This window comes from Burkholderia arboris (assembly GCF_902499125.1).
Lineage (GTDB): Bacteria > Pseudomonadota > Gammaproteobacteria > Burkholderiales > Burkholderiaceae > Burkholderia > Burkholderia arboris.
This window is the reverse complement of record NZ_CABVPX010000011.1, coordinates 105537-126282: the sequence shown is the minus strand read 5'-3', so window position 1 is coordinate 126282 and position 20746 is coordinate 105537. Positions and strand designations below refer to the sequence as shown.

Genomic DNA, 20746 nt, shown 5'->3' with positions numbered 1-20746 from the left:
ATGACGACCCCCCAACCCTTGCTCGACGTGCAGGGCCTGACGCGCCGCTTCGACGGCGTGACCGCACTCGACGACGCGAGCCTGACGCTCGCCGACGGCGAGCTGCTGAGCGTGATCGGGCCGAACGGCGCCGGCAAGTCGACACTGTTCAACCTGATCGCGGGCGCCGACCGGCCCGATGCGGGCCGCGTGACGTTCGACGGCCGCGACATCACGGGCACGGCGCCCGAACGGCTGGCGGCGCTCGGTATTGCGCGCACGTTCCAGCACGGCCGCGTGTTCGGCAACCTGAGCGTGCTCGACAACGTGCTGATCGGCGCGCATGCGCGGCTGCGGGCGGCGCGGCCCGGCTGGCCCGCGCTGGGCGCGGCGGCCGAGGTGCTGCGCGCGCTCGTGCGGCCCGCGTCGGTGCGGCGCGAGGAAGCCGCATTGCGCGAAGAGGCGCGCGCGATCGTCGCGGGGTTCGGCGAACGGCTCACGCCGCGCATCGATCATCCGGCACACAGCCTGTCGTATGCGAACCGGCGGCGCGTGGAGATCGGCCGCGCGCTCGCGCTGCATCCGCGCCTGCTGTTGCTCGACGAACCGACGGCCGGGATGAACGAGACGGAAACGGCCGAGATGTTGCAGCTGATCCAGTCGCTGAAGGCGCGTGGCCTGACGATCCTGCTGATCGAGCACAAGCTCGAACTCGTGATGCGCGTATCCGACCGCGTGATGGTGCTCGACAACGGCGTGAAGATCGCCGAAGGTGCGCCGCGCGACGTGCGGCACGATCCGCGCGTGATCGAAGCCTATCTCGGCCGCCGCCATGCGGGCGGCGCGAGGGCCGATCGTCCTGCGCAGGCGGCGGCATGACCCTGCTTTCTTCCGGATCCGTTACGACGATGACCGACGCGCTGCTGAAACTCGAACACCTCGACACGTACTACGGGCCCGTGCAGGTGCATTTCGACGTGAACTTCGAAGTCGGCCGCGGGCAGATCGTCAGCCTGCTCGGTGGCAACGCGAGCGGCAAGTCGACGACGATGAAGCTGATCCTCGGGTTGATGCGGCCGCGCCGCGGTGTCGTGCGTTTCGACGGCGACGACGTGACGACGCTCGCGACGCCGCAGCGCGTGCGGCGCGGAATCGCGGCCGTACCCGAGGCGCGGCGGCTGTTCGGCGACATGAGCGTGCGCGAAAACCTGCTGATGGGTGCTTACACGCGTGGCGATCGCACGGCCGTGGCCGAGGATGTCGAGCGCGTGCTCGACCTGTTTCCGCGGGTACGCGAGCGCTTGACGCAGCGCGCGGGCACGCTGTCGGGCGGCGAGCAGCAGATGCTCGCAATGGCGCGCGCGTTGATGGCGCGGCCGAAGCTGATCTGCATGGACGAGCCGACGATGGGGCTGTCGCCGCTCTACGTCGACAAGGTGCTCGAACTGATCGACGCGATCAACAAGCAGGGCGTGACGGTGTTCATGGTCGAGCAGAACGCGAGCCTCGCGCTCGAGATCGCGCATTACGGGTACGTGCTGCAGACGGGGCGCGTCGTGCTCGAAGGGCCCGCGAAGGCGCTGCTCGACGACGAGCGCGTGCGCGATGCGTATCTGGGCGGGGAGGCGGTGGCGGCGTAGCAGGCGTACCGCCTTCATCGCCCGGCATGCGTCGGGGCCGCCTCATCGATCCGGCGTTCAAGCCTGCGCCCGGGCTCCGTCCGGTGCAGGTGAACGGCGTAGGTGTCCCACGGGAGCCTGATATCCTGCGCCGAGCGCGCGGCCGCCTGGATCATCAGTCTGCCGACTTCGCCGCGATGGTAGCCGCCGTGCGTGACGACATGGGTCAGCATCTCTTCGCGCGTCATGGCGCCGTTGTCGCCGTCGGTGAAGGCGAACGGAATCGACTCGGACAGCATGTCGGGCGTAGCGGTCTCGACATAGTCGAGGTACCAGCGATCGAGCGCGGCAAATGCCGCGCGCAGCGCATCGGGTTCCGGCGTTTCGGGCGTGTTGTCGGACGCGAACCCATGACGCTCGCCGCTCAGGTGCGCGGCAAAAATCCGGTTCACGACGAGGCAATGATTCATCAGCCGCAGCGCGAGATGGCGCGTGTCCGCGTGCTGCACCGGGTCGAGCGCCGACACGGCCTCGAGCATTTCGTCATGGGCCCATGCCTGGTAGCGCAGCATGCGGGACAGGAGTGCGTTCGCGCTCATGGTCGTTTCCTTGTCGGTTTCACCTAATATGTGAGCTTCGCCACCATTATTTTCAGTCGGAGTCCGCATGTCCACTCGCGTTTCCGGGGCGGCCGCCGCGATGCGGAAAGCCCCGCGCCAGGCCCGCTCGCGCGCGACGGTGGACGTGATCGTGACGGCCGGGGCTCGCGTTCTGGACCGCCACGGTTGGGCGGGATTCACGACCAACGAGGTCGCGCAGGTCGCCGGCGTGAGCATCGGCTCCGTGTATCAGTATTTCCCGAACAAGCTCGCGTTGGTCGATGCGATCCGGCGTCGCCATTTCGACGACGTGCTCGCCGTGCTGCAGCGCGCGCATGACCGCCGGGCGAGCGCCGGGCGCCGGCTCGAAGGCCTGATCGGCGATCTGATCGCCGCGCACCGCGATTACCCCGCGCTGCACCGGGTGCTGCTCGATCTGCCCGATCCGGGCGGTGCGAAGGATGCTTACGATACGTTCCAGAAGGAATATTTGCGCCGGTATGCGCTGATCGTTGCCGCGTGCCGCGGGCGTGCACCGGTCAAGGCCGACACGTTGACCGCGCAGGTGCTGTCGTCCGCGCTCGAAGGCGTCGTGCACAACGCGGCCCGGCGCGGGCTGCTGACGGATCCGAAACTGAAGCGCGAGCTCGTCGGGCTGGCGCGCCGTTACGTCGAAGATCCATGTGCTGCGACCACGAATTCGCGTTCATGAGCGGCGCGGGAAAATCATCACGGATACCGAAATTCAGGGTAGATTGACGGTCTCCTGATCTCGAACGCCACGGGGGCTGCCGCGTCATGTTGACCTACTCCATCCAGAAAGTCGGCTACGATTTCAATCAGCTCGATCAGCAAGGCGCGACCGACTATGCGTCGTTCGTTCATGCCTTCGATGCGTTCCCGTGGGCGGCCCAGCACGTTGAATGGAACGAGACGCAGGACGGCCCGTTTCCGGCGCTCGTGCTGCAGCAGGCCGACGATCAGCGCGAGCTGTGGGTGACAGCATTGAGCGACGCGCATTCGGACGGCTTCCAGCTGAATGCGCTGTCCATGCGGATGAAGAAGGGTCTCTTCGGGATCGGGAAGGGCAAGCTGGAGCAGCACGTCGACACGATCGACGTCGACGCGCGCGCGGATGTCGATACGTTGTGCCGGTTGTTCTGCGATCGCCGGTACGACGAACTGGACGAGCTGGTGGCGCGGCATGCGGAGCGCAACCGGTTCGACGACGGCAACGACGACTGAGCGTCGGCTGCGCGTGGCACGGCACTGATTCGACGGCTTATGCCTTTTTCGCGTCGGTTCCCGCTGCGCGCGGGAACGTCAGCACCACCGAAAACCCGCCCGCATCGGGAAACGCAAACCCCACGCGCCCGCCGTGCGCCTTCATCACTTCCTGCACGATCGCCAGCCCGAGGCCCGACCCCGTGCGCCGCTCGCTGCCGTCCGGCGCGATCCGCACGAACGGTTGCAGTGCTGCTTCCCAATGCTCGCGCGGGATCCCGCGGCCGTTGTCGGTCACCGTCATCGTGACCGCGCCGTCGGCATTGCCCGTGGTTGCGACCGACACGACGATGTCGTCCGCATGACCGTGCAGCAGCGCGTTGTGCAGCACGTTCGACAGCGCTTCCTGCAGGCTGATCGCGTCGCCGTCGATCCATGCCAGCGACGCATCGCTCGCGAACGCAACGGCCACGTCGCGCTCGCCCGCGAGCGGAATCGTGCGGCCCAGCACCTCCTTCGCGAGCGCGACGAGTTCGACGGGTTGCAGCGGCACGACCTCGGTGCGATGAATCACCATCGCATGATTGAGCAACTGCCCGGTGAGCCGGCCGACGTCCGACGACGTCGCGCGCAGCGCATCGAGCCGCGCCGCGTGACGCGCGGGATCGGATTCGCCGTCGAGCAGCTCGATCTGCGCGTCGAGCCGCGCAAGCGGCGTGCGCATCTGGTGCGCGGCGTCGGCGATGAAGCGCTGCATCGCGTTGATGCGTTCGGCGAGGCGGCGCATCAGCCCGTTGATCGACCCGATGATCGCGTCGATCTCGCTCGGCGTATCGACGGCCACCGGCCGCAGGTCGGCCGGATCGCGCGAGGCGATGATCGTGCCGATCTGCGCGAGCGGGCGCAGGCCGCGCCGGATCGCGAGACCGCTTGCGCCGATCGCGAGCACGCTCATCAGCAGGATCAGCGTCCACACCTTGATGCTCATGTCGTTCGTGAGCTGCTGGCGCGCGTGGGTGGTTTGCGCAACCGTCACGAGCGCCCAGCCCGGCGTGCTTTCCTCGGGCATGTAGCGTGCGATCGTCGCGGTGCGGATGCGGTGCCCCTGGTAGACGCCATTCGCGAATGCGGGGCCCTGTTTCGCGGCGGCGAGCGTCGCGGGGCTCGCGAGATCGTTGTAGCCGGCCACGACGATGCCGCGCGAATCGACGACCTTGTAATAGACGAGGTCGTAGCGCGACAGCGTCGACAGTGCGGCGACGGGCGGATTCAGCGCGAGTACGCCGCCCTGTACGTAGAGATTCTCCGCGACCTGGATCGATGCGCCTGCCAGCAACTGGTCGTAGGCGCGTTCGGCCGCGACGCCCGCGTAGTAGCGCGCGATCGCCGCGAGCGCGAGCGCGCCGGTCGCGACGACCAGCGCGATGAAAAGCAGCGTCCGCCCGAACAGCGTCTTCGGGAACCAGTCAATGCGCGGCAATCTGATACCCCATCCCGCGTGCGGTGCGGATCTCGACCGAGCTGCCCTGCAGCTTCTTGCGCACGCGCGTCACGTATTGCTCGACCGCGTTCGCGGTCGGCTCGTTGCCGAAGCTGAACAGCTGGTTCAGCAGTTCGTCCTTCGAGAAGATGCGCTGCGGCCGGCTCGCGAGGATTTCGAGCAGCGCGAACTCCTGGCGCGACAGCGACAGCGGCTGGCCGTCGAGCTCCGCCAGGCGGCTGCTGCGGTCGATCACGAGGCCGCCGAGCGTCAGCACGTCGTTCGCATGGCCGCTGTTGCGGCGCAGGAGCGCCTGCACGCGCGCGTCGAATTCGCGATAGTCGAACGGCTTCACGAGGTAGTCGTCGGCGCCGAGGCCGAGGCCGCTCACGCGGTCGTCGATCGCCGAGCGCGCGGTGACGAGCAGCACGGGCGTCGTGCTGCCCGACGCGCGCAAGTGGCGCAAGACCGTGAAGCCGTCCATGCCGGACAGGTTCGCATCGAGCACGACGAGGTCGAAGCGCTCGACGCGCAGCAGTCCGTTCGCGGTCGCGCCGTCGGTTTCGAGATCGGCCGCGTGGCCGAGCCGCGCCAGGCGGCTGCGGATCGCCGCGCCGATTTCGGCATCGTCCTCCACGACGAGAATGCGCATGGTGCCGTTTTGCAGGTAGGTGGATTAGGGGTTTTCCCGGGGCCGGGATGTCAGCATTTTCTCAGACTCGATCGATAACCTGTGTCGAGCCGGAAGCAGCAGGCAAGGACGGCATTAATACCAGAAATATTCAAGGAGACGGCAACATGCAGCATGTCACGGGAGCGACGAACGTGCGACGCCGCGCGACGGCGGCCTTCGCGTGGCCGTGTGCCGTCCGTCGCACGGCGGGGCGCGCATGACCGCGTCGCCGCGGCGCCGCGCGCTGATCGCCGCCGGGCTCGGCGTGCTCGCCGCACCGTCGCTCGTACGGGCGAAGCCGCGCACGGTCCGGATTTCCAAAGGCTATGGCGTGCTGTACCTGCCGCTGCTCGTGATGGAGAAGCAGCGGCTGTTCGAGCAACACGCGGCGCGCCACGGCGTGCGCGACGTCGCGGTCGACTGGGTGCTGCTCGACGGCGGCAACTCCGTCAACGACGCGATGATGGCCGGCACGCTCGATTTCGCGGGCGCCGGCGCACCGGGTTTCATCGAGCTGTGGGCGCGGGCGCGCGGCATTCCGAATGTCGAGGTGATCGGCATCAGCGGGCTGTCGACCACGTCGCTGTCGCTGAATGCGAACCGTCCGGGCCTCGTGTCGTTGCACGACTTCACGCCGTCCGACCGGATCGCGGTGCCGGGCATCCGCACGTCGCTGTCGGCGGTCGTGCTGCAGATGGTCGCGAGCCGGCAACTCGGCCCGAAGCATTTCGCGCAGCTCGATTCGATCACCGTGAACCTCCCGCATCCGCAGGCGATGCAGGCGCTGATCGGCCGCGAGAACGGCGTGACCGCGCACTTCACGTCGCCGCCGTTCTCGACGCTCGAGTTGCGGCAGCCGGGCATTCACCGCGTCGTGAGCTCGGTCGACGTGCTCGGCCCGATGACGCTCGACGTCGTGTTCGCGCCGAAGCGGCTCGTCGATACGGAGCCCGCGCTGGCCGTCGCGTTTCTCGGCGCGCTCGACGAAGCGAACCGCCTGATCGCGCAGGACCCGCGCGCGGCGGCCGCGCTGTATGCGGCGTCGTCGGGCGTCGGCGTGTCGCACGACGACGTGATGCGGATGCTCGCCGCACCCGACACGCGCTTCTCGGTGCTGCCGAACCAGCTGATGGACTACGTCGAATTCCTGTACCTCGCCGGCACGATCAAGGCGAAGCCACGTGTGTGGCACGAGATGTTCGCGCCGATGCTCGACGACTACCGGTCGGGCTGAGCGCCGCCGCTCCGTCAACGAGACATCCTGCGCCCGCGCACGCTGCGCGCGGTGCCGGTTCAAACGATATGCAACCGATACGCAACCGATTCACGCAAGGAGCCTGAAGTGAACGCTACCGACACCCTGGACCCCGCGTCCGCCGAAGAACAGCGCATCATGTCGAAGATGGCGCGGCGCCTGCTGCCCATCCTCGTCGTGATGTTCCTGATCGCGTTCATCGACCGGCAGAACGTCGGTTTCGCGAAACTGCAGATGGTGCACAGCCTCGGGATGACGGAGGCCGCCTTCGGGCTCGCGTCGTCGCTGTTCTTCATCGGCTACCTGCTGTTCGAGGTGCCGAGCACGCTCGCGCTGCATCGCTACGGCGCGCGCGTGTGGCTCGCGCGGATCATGCTGACGTGGGGCCTCATCACGGTGCTGATGGGCTTCACGACGTCGATGCCCGCGTTCTGCTCGCTGCGCTTCCTGCTCGGCATCGCCGAGGCCGGCTTCTATCCGGGCGTGATCTACTACCTGACGCTGTGGTTTCCGCAGAGCTACCGCGCGAAGGTGCTCGGCATCTTCACGCTCGGCAGCGCGCTCGCGAACATGCTCGGCTCGCTGGTCGGCGGCGTGCTGCTGAGCCTGAACGGCGTGTGGGGCCTCGCGGGCTGGCAATGGGTATTCATTGCGACAGGCATTCCGGCCGTGATCGTCGCGATCGTTGTGTTCCGCGTGCTGCCGGCATCGTTCCGCGAAGCGCCGTTCCTCGACGAGCGCGAGAAGCAGATCGTCGCGGCCGCGCTGGAGCGCGAGAAGCCGGCGCAGGCCGAACACGGTCAGCCGTGGAAGGCGCTGCTCGATCCGCGCGTGATGCTGTTCGCGGCCACCTACATGCTGATGTCGACGTCGCTGTACGGCGTCACGTACTGGCTGCCGACGCTCGTGAAATCGTTCGGCGTGTCGAGCAGCATGAACGGCTTCCTGAGCATGCTGCCGTGGGCGCTCGCGGTGCTGCTGCTGCTGTGGCTGCCGGCGAAGCTGCGCCGCGCGAAGAGCATCCTGCGCACGATCGCGATCGTCGCGGCGCTTGGCGCGCTCGGCTTCCTGCTGAGCCTCGTGTTGCCGTCGACGCCGCTGCGCTTCATCGCGCTCGTGCTCGGCGGTGCATGCATCCCGCTGCTGTATCCGTGCTTCTGGTCGATGCCGCCGCGTTACTTCACCGGCGCACGGGCGGCGGCGAGCGTCGCGGCGATCAACTCGATCGGCAACCTCGGCGGCTTCTTCAGCCAGAACCTGATGCCGTTCGCGGGCAAGGTGACGGGCAGCGCGTTCGGGCCGATGATCGTGCCGATCGTGTGCCTCGCGCTGCTCGGGATCGGCGCGCTGGTCGCGTGGACGCGGTCGGAGCGGGGGATGGTCGCGGCGCGGGTGTGAGGACGGGCGGCGCTACCGCTTCATCACCTGGTTCCCGACGACCGCGAAATTGGCCGACGCGTGCGTGTTCGACAGCAGGTATTTGAGCGCGTGGATGTCCGGCGCGGTCGTCGTGAAGCGGTTGTCGCCGTCGAAGATGAAATCCCACGTGATGATGCTGCGGCTGCCGCCGGGGTTGTCCACGCGGATTGCCTGCAGCGATGCAAGCGGATACGCGCGTTCGTGCCAGTCGAACAGGTGTCGCACGTAGAGGTGATCCGGCGTCACGATTTCGTAGCGACGCAGGAACGGCGTCGCGACGACGAGCACGGCGACGGTGAAGACCAGCAATGAGCGCGCCCCGCGCCACAGGACGGCCCGTGCCGACGGGCGGCCGCGCACCATGACGCGGTATCGCGCGCAGGTCGTCGGTACGATGATCGCAACGCCCAGCCACCAGGCGATCGCGATGAACCCGAGCGGCACGTTCATGAACGGCACCGAATAGGCGCCGACGAAGCTGGTCGGAAAATCCATGAGCCGGGCGGTCGATACGAACCCGAGCCCGATGTAGCTGCCGGCCGGATGCGGAATGAACAGGATCTTCGTCAGCGCCTGCAGCGCGAGCAGGGTGGGCCAGCACAGCAGCGATACCGCAAGCCAGCCGACCACGACGATGAAGAAGGAAAGGACGTAGTTGCGGAGGGTTTTCATCGTGGCGATGGGGTGGAATCCGGTTGGCCGGTGCAATGGAACGGCCGATGTCGAGGGCCGCGACGAATTGTAGCGTCGCGCGTCGCGCCAGGGCCGGTACGAATCCTGTTGCCACGGGATGATGGCAAGCGCGAAGTGTCGGGTAGCGAATGAGTCGTGGTCGCCGGACCGGTGAACATGTCGAAGCTGCAAACGTTCAGGCGGAACACGAGCGCATGTTGAAAGTGGCAGGTGTGACGAAGGCGGTCGACCAAGCCATCGCGCCCCGGCGTTTTCCATCGCCTGCGGCATTCACCCGGCCTACCTCCGCGAATCCCGATTCCCGCCATGCGCGACCGCCGCCGGCGCATGCGTCAGCGGAATCTCGACCGCGACCGCCGTGCCTTCGCCGAGCGTCGTCGCGATCCGCAGCGTGCCGCCCGCCGGATGGCGGTTCCGGATAAGTTGGTTAGGCCGAATGGCCGACTGCCCGCGAAAAAGCGGGTGTGCTACCATGCATTACATATGTAATACATGGGGTGTGCGATGAAAACCGCGACCATGCCGGCGCTGCGTGTCGATCCGCAATTGCGGGAGGCGGCAGAGTCGGTCCTCGAGGAAAACGAGACCTTGTCCGCGTTCATGGAGTCGGCGCTGCGCGATGGTATTGCGCGCCGCCGCCTGCAGCGCGAGTTTGTGACCCGTGGCCTCGCATCGCGCGACGAGGCGCGTCGTACCGGTGAATACGTCGATGCCGCCGACGTGCAGGCCGAACTCGAGGGCATGCTGAAGGCTGCGCGTGCAACGAAGGCGGCCGGTTGATCTATCAGGTCCGATATACGCGTGCGGCGCGTGAAGATCCGGTCCGGATGTATCGATACCTGCTCGAACGTGATGTGGATGCTGCGGCGCGCGCCGCGGACGCGATCGAACACGGTATCGCCATGCTGCGAATGTTTCCGTTCACATGCCGCAAGATCGACGATGGAAATCCGTTTTTGCGCGAGCTGATCGTGTCCTTCGGCACATCGGGCTATGTCCTGCTGTTCGAGATCGAAGCGGCCGAGCAAGTCACGATTCTCGCCGTACGTCATCAACGGGAAGATGACTACCACTGATGCGTGATCGACGCGGCAGCCGGCATTCGCCGGCATTGCCGCCTCGGTCAGCGATCGATCCGCACCCCCCCATTCCCGCCATGCGCGACCGCCGCCGGCGCATGCGTCAGCGGAATCTCGACCTCGACCGTCGTGCCTTCGCCGAGCGTCGTCGCGATCCGCAGCGTGCCGCCGACCAGATACGCGCGCTCGCGCAATCCCACCAGCCCGAACGAACCTGACTTGCGCGGCACGGCAGGATCGAATCCCGCGCCGTCGTCGCGGATCGTCAGCGCGATCTCATCGCCGCCGTACAGGAGTTCGACGCTCGCATGCGACGCGGCCGCGTGCCGTGCGATGTTGGCCAGCGCTTCCTGCGCGATGCGGAACACGGCCGTCGCATACGGCTCGTCGAGTTGCAGCTCGGCCGGCTCGACGTGCAGCGAGCACGCAATCCCGTGACGGTGCCGGAAATCTTCCACGAGCCATTGCATCGCCGCGGCGAAGCCGAGGTCATCCAGCATCAGCGGGCGCAGGTCGGACGCGATGCGCCGCGTCGCGGCCACCGCGCCGCGCGCCAGCGTATGCATCGCCGCGATCTTGCGTGCGAGCTGCGCGTCGTCCTGCGGTACGCGGTCGATCAGCCATTCGAGATCGTTCTTCAGCGTCGCGAGCGTCTGCGCGAGTTCGTCGTGCAGTTCGCGCGCGATGCGGCGCTGCTCGGCTTCGCGTGCGCTGGCGCTGATCGCGGCAATCTCGCGCAATTCTTCGCGCGAGGCCTGCAGCGCCCGCTCCGCGCGTACGCGCTCCTCGACTTCGCGCCGCAGGTCGCGGTTCGACGCGCTCAGTTGCGCGGTGCGCGCGGCGACGCGCTGTTCGAGCCGTTCGTTCGCATCGTTCAGCTGCGCGCTCTTCTGCACGACGAGCAGATGCTGGTAACGTGCGCCGGCCAGCGCGCGCACCGTCTGCGCATGCAGCCGGCCGTTCTCGAACAGCATTGCGAACAGCACGACGCCGGACGCGACGAGACCGTATGCGCGCCCCGCGTAGAAGCCGAGATCGTAGCGGCCGTGATTCAGCATCGACGACAGCGCGATGTCGAACAGCCACGCGACGAGCACCGTCATCACCCACAGGTCGAGCACGGAATGGCGGCGCCGCTGCCACCACATCAGCATCAGCGCGATCAGGTTCAGCCCCCAGACGACCGTGATCGCGTTCGTCATCGTCGCGGCCATCCGGTTGCCGTTCATGATGCGCGGCAGCAGGTCGTGGCCGGCGGTCGCGAGCAGCGCGAGCGCGACCGTCGCGGCGACCGCCGACGCGATGCAGAACACCACCGGAATCGCCGCACGGCGCTGCGGGGTCGGGATCGGGCGTGCGCGCGACGTCGCGCGCAGCAGCGCATAGGCGGAAACCGCCAGCGGAAAGCCGCCATGCCAGAACAGGTACAGCCACGCGGTGGTCTGGTCGCCGGCGCCGAGCAGGCCCTTCGGCGCGAACAGGCCAGGAAAGGTCAGCATGTGCGTGCCGGCCATGAAGCCCGTGAACAGGTAGCCGCCCGCGAGCACGAGCAGCGGCTTCTGGCGCAGGATCGCGTACTGGCCGAGCAGCAGGCCGGCCGTCACCATGTCGTTGACGACGATCGCCGACTGGTACACCGGAATGAATGCCCAGCCGGGCGCGAGCGGCATGCCCGCGAACGGCGCGAGCACGGCGAAGATCGCGGCCGACACGAGCACGGTCGCGAGCGCGAACCGCCGTTCGCGCCGGCCCGGCGGCAGCGACGACATGAACAGGCGCGACGCGTCGGGATCGTCGTCGTCCGGCGGCGCGGGCGGGAAGGGGAAGGCGGTCGTCATGCGTCGTCGGAGCCGGGGTCGAGGTCGTGGCGCACCGCATAGCGGACCAGTGCGGCTTCGTGCGGCAATTCCATTTTCTCGAGGATCCGAGTCTTGTACGTGCTGACCGTCTTCGCGCTCAGCGCGAGTTCGGACGCGATCTGCGTGACGGTCTGGCCCGCGACGATGCGGCGCATCACGTCGAGCTCGCGGGCGGACAGCCGTTCGTGCGGCAAGGTCTGAGCCGGCGCACGCAACGTGCGCGCGAGGCTTTCGGCCGCGGACGGGCTCACGTACACGCCGCCCGCCGCAACCTTGCCGACGGCCTCGACGAGCTCGGCCGTCGCGCTGTCCTTCGTCAGGTAGCCGGTGGCGCCGGCCTTGAACGCACGCGCCGCGTATTGCGCCTCGGCGTGCATCGTCAGCACGAGCGTGCGCAGCGACGGCGCATGGCGCTTGACCAGGCGGATCAGCTCGATGCCGGTCGGCGCGGGCATCGACAGGTCGAGCAGCAGCACGTCGGCCGCGGCGCGTTCGGCCAGCGCGAGCGTGGCCGAGCCGTCGCTCGCCTCGCCGACGATCTCGAAACCGCCGGCCATTTCCAGGATGTAACGCAGTCCGTCCCGCATGACTGCGTGATCGTCAGCCAGAATTACCCTGATCATCTAGCGACCCTCTTCGGGATGACGCCGCGAACTGCTTGTCAGGTTGTCGCCGCGGCCGTTCTTCTGACCAATATATTCCGTCGGACCCAAAAACGGTACTCATCCGGGAAATTTTCGAGATAGCTTGGAGCCGAATGTGTACTGAAACGAAATAATCAGCCGGAAAGGGTACGATGCGAAGCGCTTGCGGATCAGGGTATTCCCGGGTGACTGCTGCGCAATGGGCGGGCCGGCACGGCGTCACGGGAACCGCTCCGCGAACCGTCCTGATTCGGGACTAAACTGGTGCCCGATGCCAATGCACTCGCCACGCCACCCGCCGAGGAGCCCCGCGATGATCGACCTTGCCGATATCCTGCCGTCCGCCCTGCCTGCTGCGATCGCATGGGCCGATGCGGAGGCGGCGCGCGGGATCGCGCAGGGCGCGCCGCTGACGCCGGCGCAGGCCGACGACGCGCGCACGGTGGGCGTTGCGCGGCCGGAGCGGGTCCGCCTCGTGATCGTCGACCGCATGCCGTTTCCCGAGACCTCCACACTGGCCGCGATTGCCCGCGACACGGGGCTGCTGTCGCCGGGGACGATTGGCCTCACGCTCGGTCATGCGGTGTACGTGCTGCGCGGGCAGGACACGCGCCGCCTGCTGACCCACGAATTCCGTCACGTGCATCAATACGAGGCCGCCGGCTCGATCGGCGCGTTTCTCGCGCGCTATCTGCAGGAGATCGCGACGGTCGGCTACCACGACGCGCCGCTCGAGGCCGACGCGCGGCAGCACGAGTTCGATTGACCGTTCACGCCGGCGCGACCGCGCGCACCTCGCCATGACCGTTCCCCATGCCTTCGCCGACCCGGTGTTCGTCCGCCGGATCGTTTCGCCACGGTGCGTGCCATGAGCGACACGATCCACGCGTGGATCGGGACGATCGGCGCGCATCCGCTGCTCGTGCTGGCGATCGTGTTCGTGACGGCGTGCGCCGAGGCGATCGCGCTGATCGGCACGGTCGTGCCGGCCGGCGCCGTGATGTTCGCGGCCGGTGCGCTGATCGGCGCGGGCGCACTCGACGGGTGGACCACGATCGGCGTCGCGGCCGTCGGCGCGGTGATCGGCGACGGGATCAGCTACGAGCTCGGACGGCATTACCGCGGGATGATCCGCAATGTGTGGGCACGCTTCGGCTATGCGAACGCGTACGCGCGCGGCGAGGAGTTCGTGCTGCGTCACGGGATGAAGAGCATCGTGCTCGCGCGCTTCCTTGCGCCGGTGCGTGCGGTCGTGCCGGTGGTCGTCGGCTGTGCGACGCTGCCGCGCCGGTCGTTCTATCCGGTCAACGTCGTGTCGGCCCTCGTATGGGCGCCCGTGCACGTCGCACCCGGCATCTTGTTCGGCGCGTCGGCCGCGCTGGCCGCGGCGATCAGCGTGCGGGTCGCCGCGATCCTGCTGGTCGTCGCCGCGCTGGTCGCGCTCGTGTGGATCGGCGTACGCGTCGCGCTGCGGCGCGGCTGGCCGTTGTTGCGCAGCGTGCTCGTCGAAGCCGTGCACGCATGCGCACACCGCTGGCCGCGCTTCGGTGCGCGGCTGCACGATGCGATCGCGTACTTGCGTGGCCTGCCGGGCGCCGTGCCCGTGCTCGCGCTGCTGTTCGTCGGCTGCGTGTGGCTGTTCGCGGGCATCGTGCAGGACGTCGTCGCGAACGATCCGCTGATGCATGCGGACATCGCGTTGTTTGCGTTCCTCCAGAACCTGCGTACGCCGCCCGTCGATGCCGCGATGAGTGCGCTTGCCGTGCTGCACGGGCACGATACGGGGTTGATCGTCGCGGCCGCGTTTCTGGTCTGGCTGATGATCCATCGCTGCTGGCTGAATGCCGCGTGGTGGCTTGCGACGGTCGGCGTCGCCGTCGTGCTGGTGCCGGCGTTCGGCGCGGGCGTACCGGGCGCGACGCCCGCGAGCCTGCCGCCCGGCGCGCTGCACGTGCCGCTGCCCGATGCCGACGCCGCGTTCGCGATCCTCGCGAGCAGCGGCCTCGGCTGGGTGCTCACGCGCGACCGGCCAGCACGGTGGCGCATTCCGGTCGTGACGGCAGTCGTGCTGTGGATCGTGCTCGGCGGGTTCGCGCGGCTGTACGTCGGCGATACCTGGTTGTCGGGCCTGCTCGGCGGCTGGAGCCTCGGGCTGGCCTGGTTCGCGTTGCTTGCCGGCGCCTATGCGTACTGGCGTGTGCGCGAGCAGGTGCAGCCGCGGGGCGCGCTCGTCGCGGTGGTGGTCGTGCTCGCGACGGCCGGGGTATGGACGGTGCCCGCGCAATGGCAGCTCGATCGCGCGTCGCGCCCGCATGTCGGCGACGTGGTCGCGATGACCGTCGACCAGTGGCTGCGCGGCGGATGGCAGCGCGTGCCGACGCGGCGCACCGAGATCGGCGGCGACCGCGAGGAGTATCTGCCGCTGCAATGGAGCGCGACGTCGGACACGCTCGACCGGCATCTCGCGCAGGCCGGCTGGCAGCGCGCGACGCCGTGGTCGCCGGCCACCGCGCTGCGCTGGCTGCTGCCGCAGGCGCCGGCCGACACGCTGCCCGTGCTGCCGCGCTATACGCATGGCGAAAGCACGCGGCGCGTGTTCGTCCGCGCCGATCCGGCCCATCCGGAAAGCCGCTTCGTACTGCGGCTGTGGCGTTATCCGTACGTGCTGCAGGACGCGCTCGGCATGCGGCCGCTGTGGTACGGCGCGCTGTATCGCGAGACGCTGCACCGGCCGGCCCGGCTGATGACGATCGTGCGCACGACGACGATCGACGATGCGGCGGCGATCGCGCAGGCGCTGGCGGTCGAGCCGACGATCGAGCATCCGCCGGCGGGGATGGCGGCCGCGCCCGCCGAGATGCTGCTCGTGTGGATGGTCAGGCCGTGAGCGGGACGGTGCCGCACAAGCGTGTGCGCGCTGCGCGGGGACGACGGACAGGCGCAGGCCGACGGTCTTGAGCACCGCCAGCAGGGTTTTCAGCGTTGGGTTGCCGTTCGGGGATGGCGTGCGATACCGCGATTTCCCGGCCAACGGTCATTCTTTCATCCGGTACGAGGCGTGGCGATTCGGCCGAATGGCCGGTGTCGATGGCGCGATGACGGGGCAAGCGCCGTCGAGGACGGATGGGCGGGAGTAGCGGCAAGCCGCCGGCGCCAGCGCATTGCGCGTCCGGCGGCCGACAGGCTTCCCGCGTTACTGCTTCGCCGGCGCGATCGTCGCGACCTTGTCGAGCGCGGCCGGAATGTACGTGTCGAGCTGCGCGGTCACCGACTCGTAGAAGTCGATCGGCTTGCCCCAAGCATCGGGCACGTCGAGGTGCTTCCCGGACGCATACTCGGCGAGCGTGAAGACCTTGCCGGCGGCCGACGGATAGAGCGCGAGCACCTTCTCCTTGTGCTTGTCGGTCATCGTCAGGATCACGTCGGAATGCTTGACGTCGTTCGCGTTCAACTGCACCGAGCGGTGCGCGGACGTGTCGATGCCGCGCCGCTTCATCAGGATCACACCGTTCTCTTCCGGCTTTTCGTCATACGGATCTTCGTCGACCGCGCGCGAGATCACCGCGATGTGCGCATGGCGCTGCGCGATCAGCTGGCCGGCAATCGCTTCGGCCATCACGCTGCGCCCGGTGTTGCCCGTGTCGACGAATGCGACCTTCTTCGGTTCGTCGGCGAACGCCGACGTCGCGCACTGGATGCCGACGCAGCAGAGCAGCGCAAGCGCGTTGAGGGTGTGCCTTCTTTTCATGATGTGTCCGCCAGAGTGGGGTGGTTGTCACCCCGGCGGCACGCCGGGGCTTGCGGGGATCATGACGGCCGCGCGCGACGGAAAAAAATAAACGGCCGGTTTTTGCAAGACGGTGTCGCTTCGCCGCAAGCCGCCGCGGCGACCGGCCATGTGCCGACCGCCGGGCACGCCCGTTTCAGCGTCCAGCCGTCGCGGCGACGCGTTGCGATGCAAACCCCGCGAGCGTGCGCAACGCATCCCGCGCCGAGCGCAGGTAAAACGCCTGCAGATGAAACACGTGCCAGCGCGCGGCATGAATCTCCAGCCGGCACGGCACGCCGCATGCGTGCGCATGATCGGCGAGCCGCTGCGCATCGGACAGCAGCACCTCCTGGTCGCCGGCCTGGATCAGCATCGGCGGCAGGCCGCGCAGGTCGGTGTCGAGCGGGCCGCGCGCGGCGGCCGAGCCGGCGCCGTGATACCAGCGCAGCCCCTGTTCGAGCCAGCCGCGCCGGATCATCGGATCGTCGTGGCGGCGCGAGGCCAGCGTCGCGCCGCCGAGCGCCGGGTCGGTCACGGGCGAGATCAGCAGCAGCGCGGCGGCGGCCGGTTCGCCGCGCGCACGCAGCGCAATGGCGAGCGCGAGGGCCAGCGCGCCGCCGGCCGAGTCGCCGGCGATCACGATCCGGTGCGGCGCATATCCCTGCGCGCGCATCGCGTCGTACACGGCCAGCGCATCGTCGAGCGCGGCCGGGCTCGGGTGCTCGGGCGCGAGCCGGTAATCGGGCACCCACACCGGCAGGCCGGCATCGTTCGCGAGCCGCGTCGTCACGCCGCGATGCGTATGCGGCCCGCCGAGACAGAACGCACCGCCGTGCAGATACAGGATCGCGCCGCCGGTATCGCCGCGCTTCGGCGCGACGACTTCGACCGGCACGTGGCACGCGGACGTGCGGTAGCGCAGCGTGCCGCCCGCGCCGGGCATCAGCGGCGACAGCAGCGCGACGACACGGCGCTGCGTGCGCGCGCCGAACGGCGGCCCGATCAGCGGCCGGAACGCGACGCGCAGGAAGCCGCGCAGCGAAGCCGCCGCGAGCGCCTCCAGCCGGCTGGCCGGCGGCGCGACCACCGTGCCGTGCACCGGCGCGGCCGGCCCGGGCAGCGGATGCGCGAAGCGGTACGCGGACATGCCGGTGAAGCGCGTGATCCACCGGTAGGTCAGCGTGAAGCCCGGCCAGTTCGTGCTGTTGTGCCCGGATGCATCGACGTACCAGCTCTTGCAGCCGCTCCACACCGAACCGGCGAGCCGCTGCTGCACGTGCGCGTTGAAGCGCCGGTAGCGGCGTGCGTCGACGTCGATCTCGCGCGCACCGTTGCGCCGCATCGCTCGCACGCAGCGCATCACGTGCGCGATCTGGCTTTCGAGCATGTAGACGATCGAGTTGTGACCGAGGTTGGTGTTCGGGCCGTACAGCATGAAGAAATTCGGAAAGCCGGGCACGGTGAGCCCGAGATACGCCTGCGCGCCGCGTCGCCACACGTCGTTCAGGTCGAGCCCGTCGCGGCCCGCGATGCGCATCGGCGACAGGAACTCGGTGGCCGCGAACCCCGTGCCGTAGACGATTGCGTCGACCGGATGATGGACGCCGTCGACGGTCTCGATCCCGTCCTCCGTCACGCGCCGGATCCGCTGCGTGACGAGCGCGACGTTGTCGCGGCTCATCGTCGCGAGGTACTCGCTCGACAGCAGGAGGCGCTTGCAGCCGATGGGGTAGTCGGGCGTGAGCTGTGCGCGCAGTGCGGGGTCCGGCACGTCGCGCGCGAGCAGCTTGCGGAACGGCCGGGCGACCGCCACTTTCATCAGTCCGTGCAGGCGCGTGAACGCGATCGCACGCGATTCGTAGCGCATGTAGATCGAAGCGCGATGCAGTTTCATCGCCCACGGCATCCGCCGAAACAGCGCCTTCTCCCACGGACGATACGCGCGGTCGGGGCGCGGTATCACGTAGGCCGGCGATCGCTGGAACACGGTCAGGTGCTGCACGCTGCCGGCGATCGCCGGGACGAACTGGATCGCCGATGCGCCGGTACCGACCACGGCCACGCGCTTGCCGGCGAGCGAATAGTCGTGATCCCAGTGCGCGGAGTGGAATGCGCGGCCGCGAAACGTGTCGATGCCGGGCAGGTCGGGCAGCGCAGGACGGCTCAACTGGCCGGTGCCGCTGACGAGCAGCGCGGCGCTCAGCGTCGTGCCGTCGCCGAGCGTGACGTGCCACAGCGCGCGGGCTTCGTCGTAGCGCGCATGGTCGACGTCGGCGCCGAAGCGCAGGTAGCGCGCGAGGCCGTACTTGCGTGCGCAATGCTGCAGGTACGCGTGGATTTCCGGTTGCGGCGCGAACATGCGCGACCAGGCCGGATTCGGCTCGAACGAAAACGAGTACAGGTGCGAGGGGACGTCGCACGCGGCGCCCGGGTAGCGGTTGTCGCGCCATACGCCGCCGACGTCGTGCGAGCGTTCGACGATCACGAAATCGTGGATGCCGGCGCGTTGCAGCGCGACGGCCATGCCGATGCCGGCGAAGCCGGCACCGATGACGATCGCTGCCAGCGGTGCGGCGGAGTCGGCGGAACGGGAAGGATCAGGCGACAGCATGGCGGGGTTCCTCAGGCTGGACGGCATCGTGCGTGGCGCACGCGGAAAGAGCGGCATCGCGATCCGTCGACGGACCGACGGCTTCATCGTGCGACCGCGCGGGCACACGGCTCACGCCGCGCATCAGGTCGACGGCCTTCTCGGCGATCATGATCGTCGGCGCGTTGGTATTGCCGCCGATCAGCGTCGGCATCACCGACGCATCGACGATGCGCAGCCCCTGCAGGCCGCGCACGCGCAGTTGAGGATCGACGACGGCCCATTCGTCGCGGCCCATCCGGCAGGTGCCGACCGGGTGATACACGGTGTCGGTGCGCCGCCGCAGCACGTCGCGGATCTCGTCGTCGGTCGTCACGTTTGCGGTGAACAGGTCGCGCGTGATCCAGCTCGCGAGCGCCGGCGCTTCCATCAGCCGGCGCGTGATGCGGAAGCCCGCGACCATGTCGTCGACGTCGCGCGGATCGTCGAAGAACGCGGGATCGATGCGCGGCGCCGCGAGCGGATCGGCGCTGTTCAGCGTGACCGAACCGCGGCTGCGCGGCCGCAGCAGGCACACGTGGCACGACAGTCCGTGGCCGGCATGCAGCTTGCGCGCATGGTCGTCGACGAGCGCGACGACGAAATGCAGCTGGATGTCCGGCGCGGCGAGATCGGCGCGCGTCTTCAGGAAACCGCCGCCTTCCGCGAAATTCGACGTCAGCATCCCGCGCCGTTCGCGGCGAAAGCGCGCGAACTCGCGCAGCATCCGCAGGCCGCCGCGTGCGGATACGCCCATCGTGTCGACGCTGCGCGTGCGATAGCCGAAGATGAAATCCGGATGATCCTGCAGGTTGCGGCCGACGCCGGGCAGGTCGGCCTGCACCGCGATGCCGAGCTGCTGGAGTGCGCGGCCGGGGCCGACGCCCGACAGCATCAGCAACTGCGGCGTCTGCAGCGCGCCGGCCGCAAGCACGACTTCACGCCGTGCGTGCAGCGTGCGGACTTTGCCGTGCTGGCGGACTTCGACGCCGCTCGCGCGCGTGCCGTCGAACAGGATGCGCAGCACCTGCGCGTGCGTTTCGACCGTCAGGTTGTCGCGACGGCCGAGATGCGGCAGCAGGTACGCGCGCGCCGCGCTCCATCGTTCGCCGTGCTTCTGCGTGACCTGGTAGATCCCGATGCCTTCCTGCTGCGCGCCGTTGAAATCGTCGGTGAGCGGCAGGCCGGCCTGTTGCGCGGCTGCCAGGTAGCGCGCATGGAACGGGTTGCCGGTGCGCAGGTCGCTGACCCACAGCGGGCCGTCGCGACCGTGCCACGCATCGTCGAAGCGCTCGTTGTGCTCGCTCAGGCGGAAGTACGGCAGCACGTCGTCGTACGCCCAGCCTTCGTTGCCGAGTGCGGCCCAGCCGTCGTAGTCGACGCGATGGCCACGGATGTAGACCATTGCGTTGATCGCCGACGATCCGCCGAGCGTCCTGCCGCGCGGCTGGTAGCCGATGCGGCCGCCGAGCCCCGGCTGCGGCACCGTGTCGAACGCCCAGTTGTTCAGGCGGGTCGGCATCATCGCCACCGCGCCGGTCGGCACGTTGACGACCGCGCTGTCGCCGCGGCCGCCGGCCTCGAGCACGCACACGGTCACGGCCGGATCCTCGGTCAGGCGCCCCGCGACGACGCAGCCGCCCGATCCGCCGCCGACGACGATGTAGTCGAAAGTCTTGCTCATGGAATCGTCTCCTTGCTTCGGTAGTCGATGGATCAGGCGAGGCGCGCCGGCATGCGGGCGCAGGCGGCGCGGCGGTGTGCGAAGCGGGCGGCGGGATCGGTCGGGCGACGCGGTCGCATGGTGTCTCCTCCTGGGGCGTTG

The 20746-nt window shown here is 68.7% G+C and carries 19 protein-coding genes and 1 pseudogene; 10 read left to right on the top strand and 10 right to left on the bottom strand.

Annotated features, from left to right (window positions below; translation table 11 throughout):
- Both BLA15945_RS15700 and BLA15945_RS15695 read left to right on the top strand, forming a co-directional pair.
- On the top strand, positions 1-858 hold the full coding sequence (locus tag BLA15945_RS15700) for an ABC transporter ATP-binding protein (protein ID WP_174992855.1): 858 nt from the start codon (positions 1-3) through the stop codon (positions 856-858).
- A complete protein-coding gene (locus BLA15945_RS15695) occupies positions 855-1619 on the top strand; it encodes an ABC transporter ATP-binding protein (RefSeq protein WP_059237577.1) in 765 nt (254 codons plus the stop codon). The genes BLA15945_RS15700 and BLA15945_RS15695 overlap by 4 nt, the downstream gene beginning before the upstream one ends.
- A 14-nt stretch (positions 1620-1633) precedes the next feature.
- Here the strand turns inward: BLA15945_RS15695 and BLA15945_RS15690 are convergent, their stop codons facing one another.
- Positions 1634-2299 (bottom strand): DinB family protein, encoded by a 666-nt coding sequence (locus BLA15945_RS15690; RefSeq protein WP_233464240.1) that lies wholly within the window; start codon positions 2297-2299, stop codon positions 1634-1636.
- On the opposite strand from BLA15945_RS15690, the gene BLA15945_RS15685 reads away from it, so the two are divergent.
- Together BLA15945_RS15685 and BLA15945_RS15680 are read left to right on the top strand one after the other, a co-directional pair.
- A complete protein-coding gene (locus tag BLA15945_RS15685) occupies positions 2265-2909 on the top strand; it encodes a TetR/AcrR family transcriptional regulator (protein ID WP_174992853.1) in 645 nt (214 codons plus the stop codon). The genes BLA15945_RS15690 and BLA15945_RS15685 overlap by 35 nt on opposite strands.
- Positions 2910-2995: 86 nt before the next feature.
- Entirely contained in the window at positions 2996-3442 is a 447-nt protein-coding gene (locus BLA15945_RS15680) for a hypothetical protein (RefSeq protein ID WP_174992852.1), read from the top strand.
- A 37-nt stretch (positions 3443-3479) separates the two neighbouring features.
- Here the strand turns inward: BLA15945_RS15680 and BLA15945_RS15675 are convergent, their stop codons facing one another.
- Together BLA15945_RS15675 and BLA15945_RS15670 are read right to left on the bottom strand one after the other, a co-directional pair.
- Positions 3480-4901, bottom strand: coding sequence for a sensor histidine kinase (locus BLA15945_RS15675; RefSeq protein WP_174992851.1), 1422 nt, complete (start codon positions 4899-4901; stop codon positions 3480-3482).
- Positions 4888-5553: a response regulator transcription factor gene (locus BLA15945_RS15670; protein WP_174992850.1), complete on the bottom strand. Its 666-nt coding sequence runs from the start codon at positions 5551-5553 to the stop codon at positions 4888-4890. The genes BLA15945_RS15675 and BLA15945_RS15670 overlap by 14 nt, the downstream gene beginning before the upstream one ends.
- 238 nt (positions 5554-5791) lie before the next feature.
- Here BLA15945_RS15670 and BLA15945_RS15665 point away from each other — a divergent pair, with 238 nt between their 5' ends.
- On the top strand, positions 5792-6808 hold the full coding sequence (locus BLA15945_RS15665; protein WP_174992849.1) for an ABC transporter substrate-binding protein: 1017 nt from the start codon (positions 5792-5794) through the stop codon (positions 6806-6808).
- 108 nt (positions 6809-6916) lie between these two features.
- Entirely contained in the window at positions 6917-8227 is a 1311-nt protein-coding gene (locus BLA15945_RS15660; RefSeq protein WP_059237571.1) for an MFS transporter, read from the top strand.
- 12 nt (positions 8228-8239) lie between these two features.
- Here BLA15945_RS15660 and BLA15945_RS15655 read toward each other — a convergent pair whose 3' ends face one another.
- Positions 8240-8920: a hypothetical protein gene (locus BLA15945_RS15655; RefSeq protein WP_059237570.1), complete on the bottom strand. Its 681-nt coding sequence runs from the start codon at positions 8918-8920 to the stop codon at positions 8240-8242.
- Positions 8921-9445: 525 nt separating this feature from the next.
- Between BLA15945_RS15655 and BLA15945_RS15650 the strand changes: the two genes are divergently transcribed.
- Positions 9446-9721: a YlcI/YnfO family protein gene (locus tag BLA15945_RS15650; protein WP_059237569.1), complete on the top strand. Its 276-nt coding sequence runs from the start codon at positions 9446-9448 to the stop codon at positions 9719-9721.
- Positions 9718-10017: a type II toxin-antitoxin system RelE/ParE family toxin gene (locus tag BLA15945_RS15645; RefSeq protein WP_174992848.1), complete on the top strand. Its 300-nt coding sequence runs from the start codon at positions 9718-9720 to the stop codon at positions 10015-10017. The genes BLA15945_RS15650 and BLA15945_RS15645 overlap by 4 nt, the downstream gene beginning before the upstream one ends.
- Before the next feature lie 47 nt (positions 10018-10064).
- On the opposite strand, the gene BLA15945_RS15640 is transcribed toward BLA15945_RS15645, so the two are convergent.
- Positions 10065-11858: a sensor histidine kinase gene (locus tag BLA15945_RS15640; protein WP_059237568.1), complete on the bottom strand. Its 1794-nt coding sequence runs from the start codon at positions 11856-11858 to the stop codon at positions 10065-10067.
- Positions 11855-12502, bottom strand: a complete 648-nt coding sequence (locus tag BLA15945_RS15635) for a response regulator (RefSeq protein WP_174992847.1) — start codon at positions 12500-12502, stop codon at positions 11855-11857. Before BLA15945_RS15635 ends, BLA15945_RS15640 begins: the two co-directional genes overlap by 4 nt.
- 334 nt (positions 12503-12836) lie before the next feature.
- Between BLA15945_RS15635 and BLA15945_RS15630 the strand changes: the two genes are divergently transcribed.
- Together BLA15945_RS15630 and BLA15945_RS15625 are read left to right on the top strand one after the other, a co-directional pair.
- Positions 12837-13289: a hypothetical protein gene (locus BLA15945_RS15630; RefSeq protein WP_059237566.1), complete on the top strand. Its 453-nt coding sequence runs from the start codon at positions 12837-12839 to the stop codon at positions 13287-13289.
- Positions 13290-13391: 102 nt separating this feature from the next.
- Positions 13392-15410, top strand: coding sequence for a VTT domain-containing protein (locus BLA15945_RS15625; RefSeq protein WP_174992846.1), 2019 nt, complete (start codon positions 13392-13394; stop codon positions 15408-15410).
- Positions 15411-15428: 18 nt separating this feature from the next.
- Here the strand turns inward: BLA15945_RS15625 and BLA15945_RS37685 are convergent.
- From BLA15945_RS37685 to BLA15945_RS15610, 4 genes and pseudogenes are all read right to left on the bottom strand, one after another.
- Positions 15429-15542: pseudogene (locus BLA15945_RS37685) on the bottom strand (helix-turn-helix domain-containing transcriptional regulator); the annotation flags it as partial.
- Positions 15543-15716: 174 nt separating this feature from the next.
- On the bottom strand, positions 15717-16271 hold the full coding sequence (locus BLA15945_RS15620) for an arsenate reductase/protein-tyrosine-phosphatase family protein (protein ID WP_059237564.1): 555 nt from the start codon (positions 16269-16271) through the stop codon (positions 15717-15719).
- Positions 16272-16446: 175 nt separating this feature from the next.
- Complete coding sequence (locus BLA15945_RS15615) at positions 16447-18903, bottom strand: alpha/beta hydrolase fold domain-containing protein (protein ID WP_059240804.1); 2457 nt, start codon at positions 18901-18903, stop codon at positions 16447-16449.
- Positions 18890-20605, bottom strand: coding sequence for a GMC family oxidoreductase (locus BLA15945_RS15610; protein WP_174992845.1), 1716 nt, complete (start codon positions 20603-20605; stop codon positions 18890-18892). The genes BLA15945_RS15615 and BLA15945_RS15610 overlap by 14 nt, the downstream gene beginning before the upstream one ends.
- Between the last annotated feature and the right edge of the window lie 141 nt (positions 20606-20746).

Bases quoted from the DNA above. Each gene is read 5' to 3' on its own strand.
- BLA15945_RS15700 (WP_174992855.1), top strand. From the start codon at position 1: ATGACGACCCCCCAACCCTTGCTCGACGTGCAGGGCCTGACGCGCCGC.
- BLA15945_RS15695 (WP_059237577.1), top strand. From the start codon at position 855: ATGACCCTGCTTTCTTCCGGATCCGTTACGACGATGACCGACGCGCTG.
- BLA15945_RS15685 (WP_174992853.1), top strand. From the start codon at position 2,265: ATGTCCACTCGCGTTTCCGGGGCGGCCGCCGCGATGCGGAAAGCCCCG.
- BLA15945_RS15680 (WP_174992852.1), top strand. From the start codon at position 2,996: ATGTTGACCTACTCCATCCAGAAAGTCGGCTACGATTTCAATCAGCTC.
- BLA15945_RS15670 (WP_174992850.1), bottom strand. From the start codon at position 5,553: ATGCGCATTCTCGTCGTGGAGGACGATGCCGAAATCGGCGCGGCGATC.
- BLA15945_RS15665 (WP_174992849.1), top strand. From the start codon at position 5,792: ATGACCGCGTCGCCGCGGCGCCGCGCGCTGATCGCCGCCGGGCTCGGC.
- BLA15945_RS15655 (WP_059237570.1), bottom strand. From the start codon at position 8,920: ATGAAAACCCTCCGCAACTACGTCCTTTCCTTCTTCATCGTCGTGGTC.
- BLA15945_RS15650 (WP_059237569.1), top strand. From the start codon at position 9,446: ATGAAAACCGCGACCATGCCGGCGCTGCGTGTCGATCCGCAATTGCGG.
- BLA15945_RS15640 (WP_059237568.1), bottom strand. From the start codon at position 11,858: ATGACGACCGCCTTCCCCTTCCCGCCCGCGCCGCCGGACGACGACGAT.
- BLA15945_RS15635 (WP_174992847.1), bottom strand. From the start codon at position 12,502: ATGATCAGGGTAATTCTGGCTGACGATCACGCAGTCATGCGGGACGGA.
- BLA15945_RS15630 (WP_059237566.1), top strand. From the start codon at position 12,837: ATGATCGACCTTGCCGATATCCTGCCGTCCGCCCTGCCTGCTGCGATC.
- BLA15945_RS15625 (WP_174992846.1), top strand. From the start codon at position 13,392: ATGAGCGACACGATCCACGCGTGGATCGGGACGATCGGCGCGCATCCG.
- BLA15945_RS15620 (WP_059237564.1), bottom strand. From the start codon at position 16,271: ATGAAAAGAAGGCACACCCTCAACGCGCTTGCGCTGCTCTGCTGCGTC.
- BLA15945_RS15615 (WP_059240804.1), bottom strand. From the start codon at position 18,903: ATGCTGTCGCCTGATCCTTCCCGTTCCGCCGACTCCGCCGCACCGCTG.
- BLA15945_RS15610 (WP_174992845.1), bottom strand. From the start codon at position 20,605: ATGAGCAAGACTTTCGACTACATCGTCGTCGGCGGCGGATCGGGCGGC.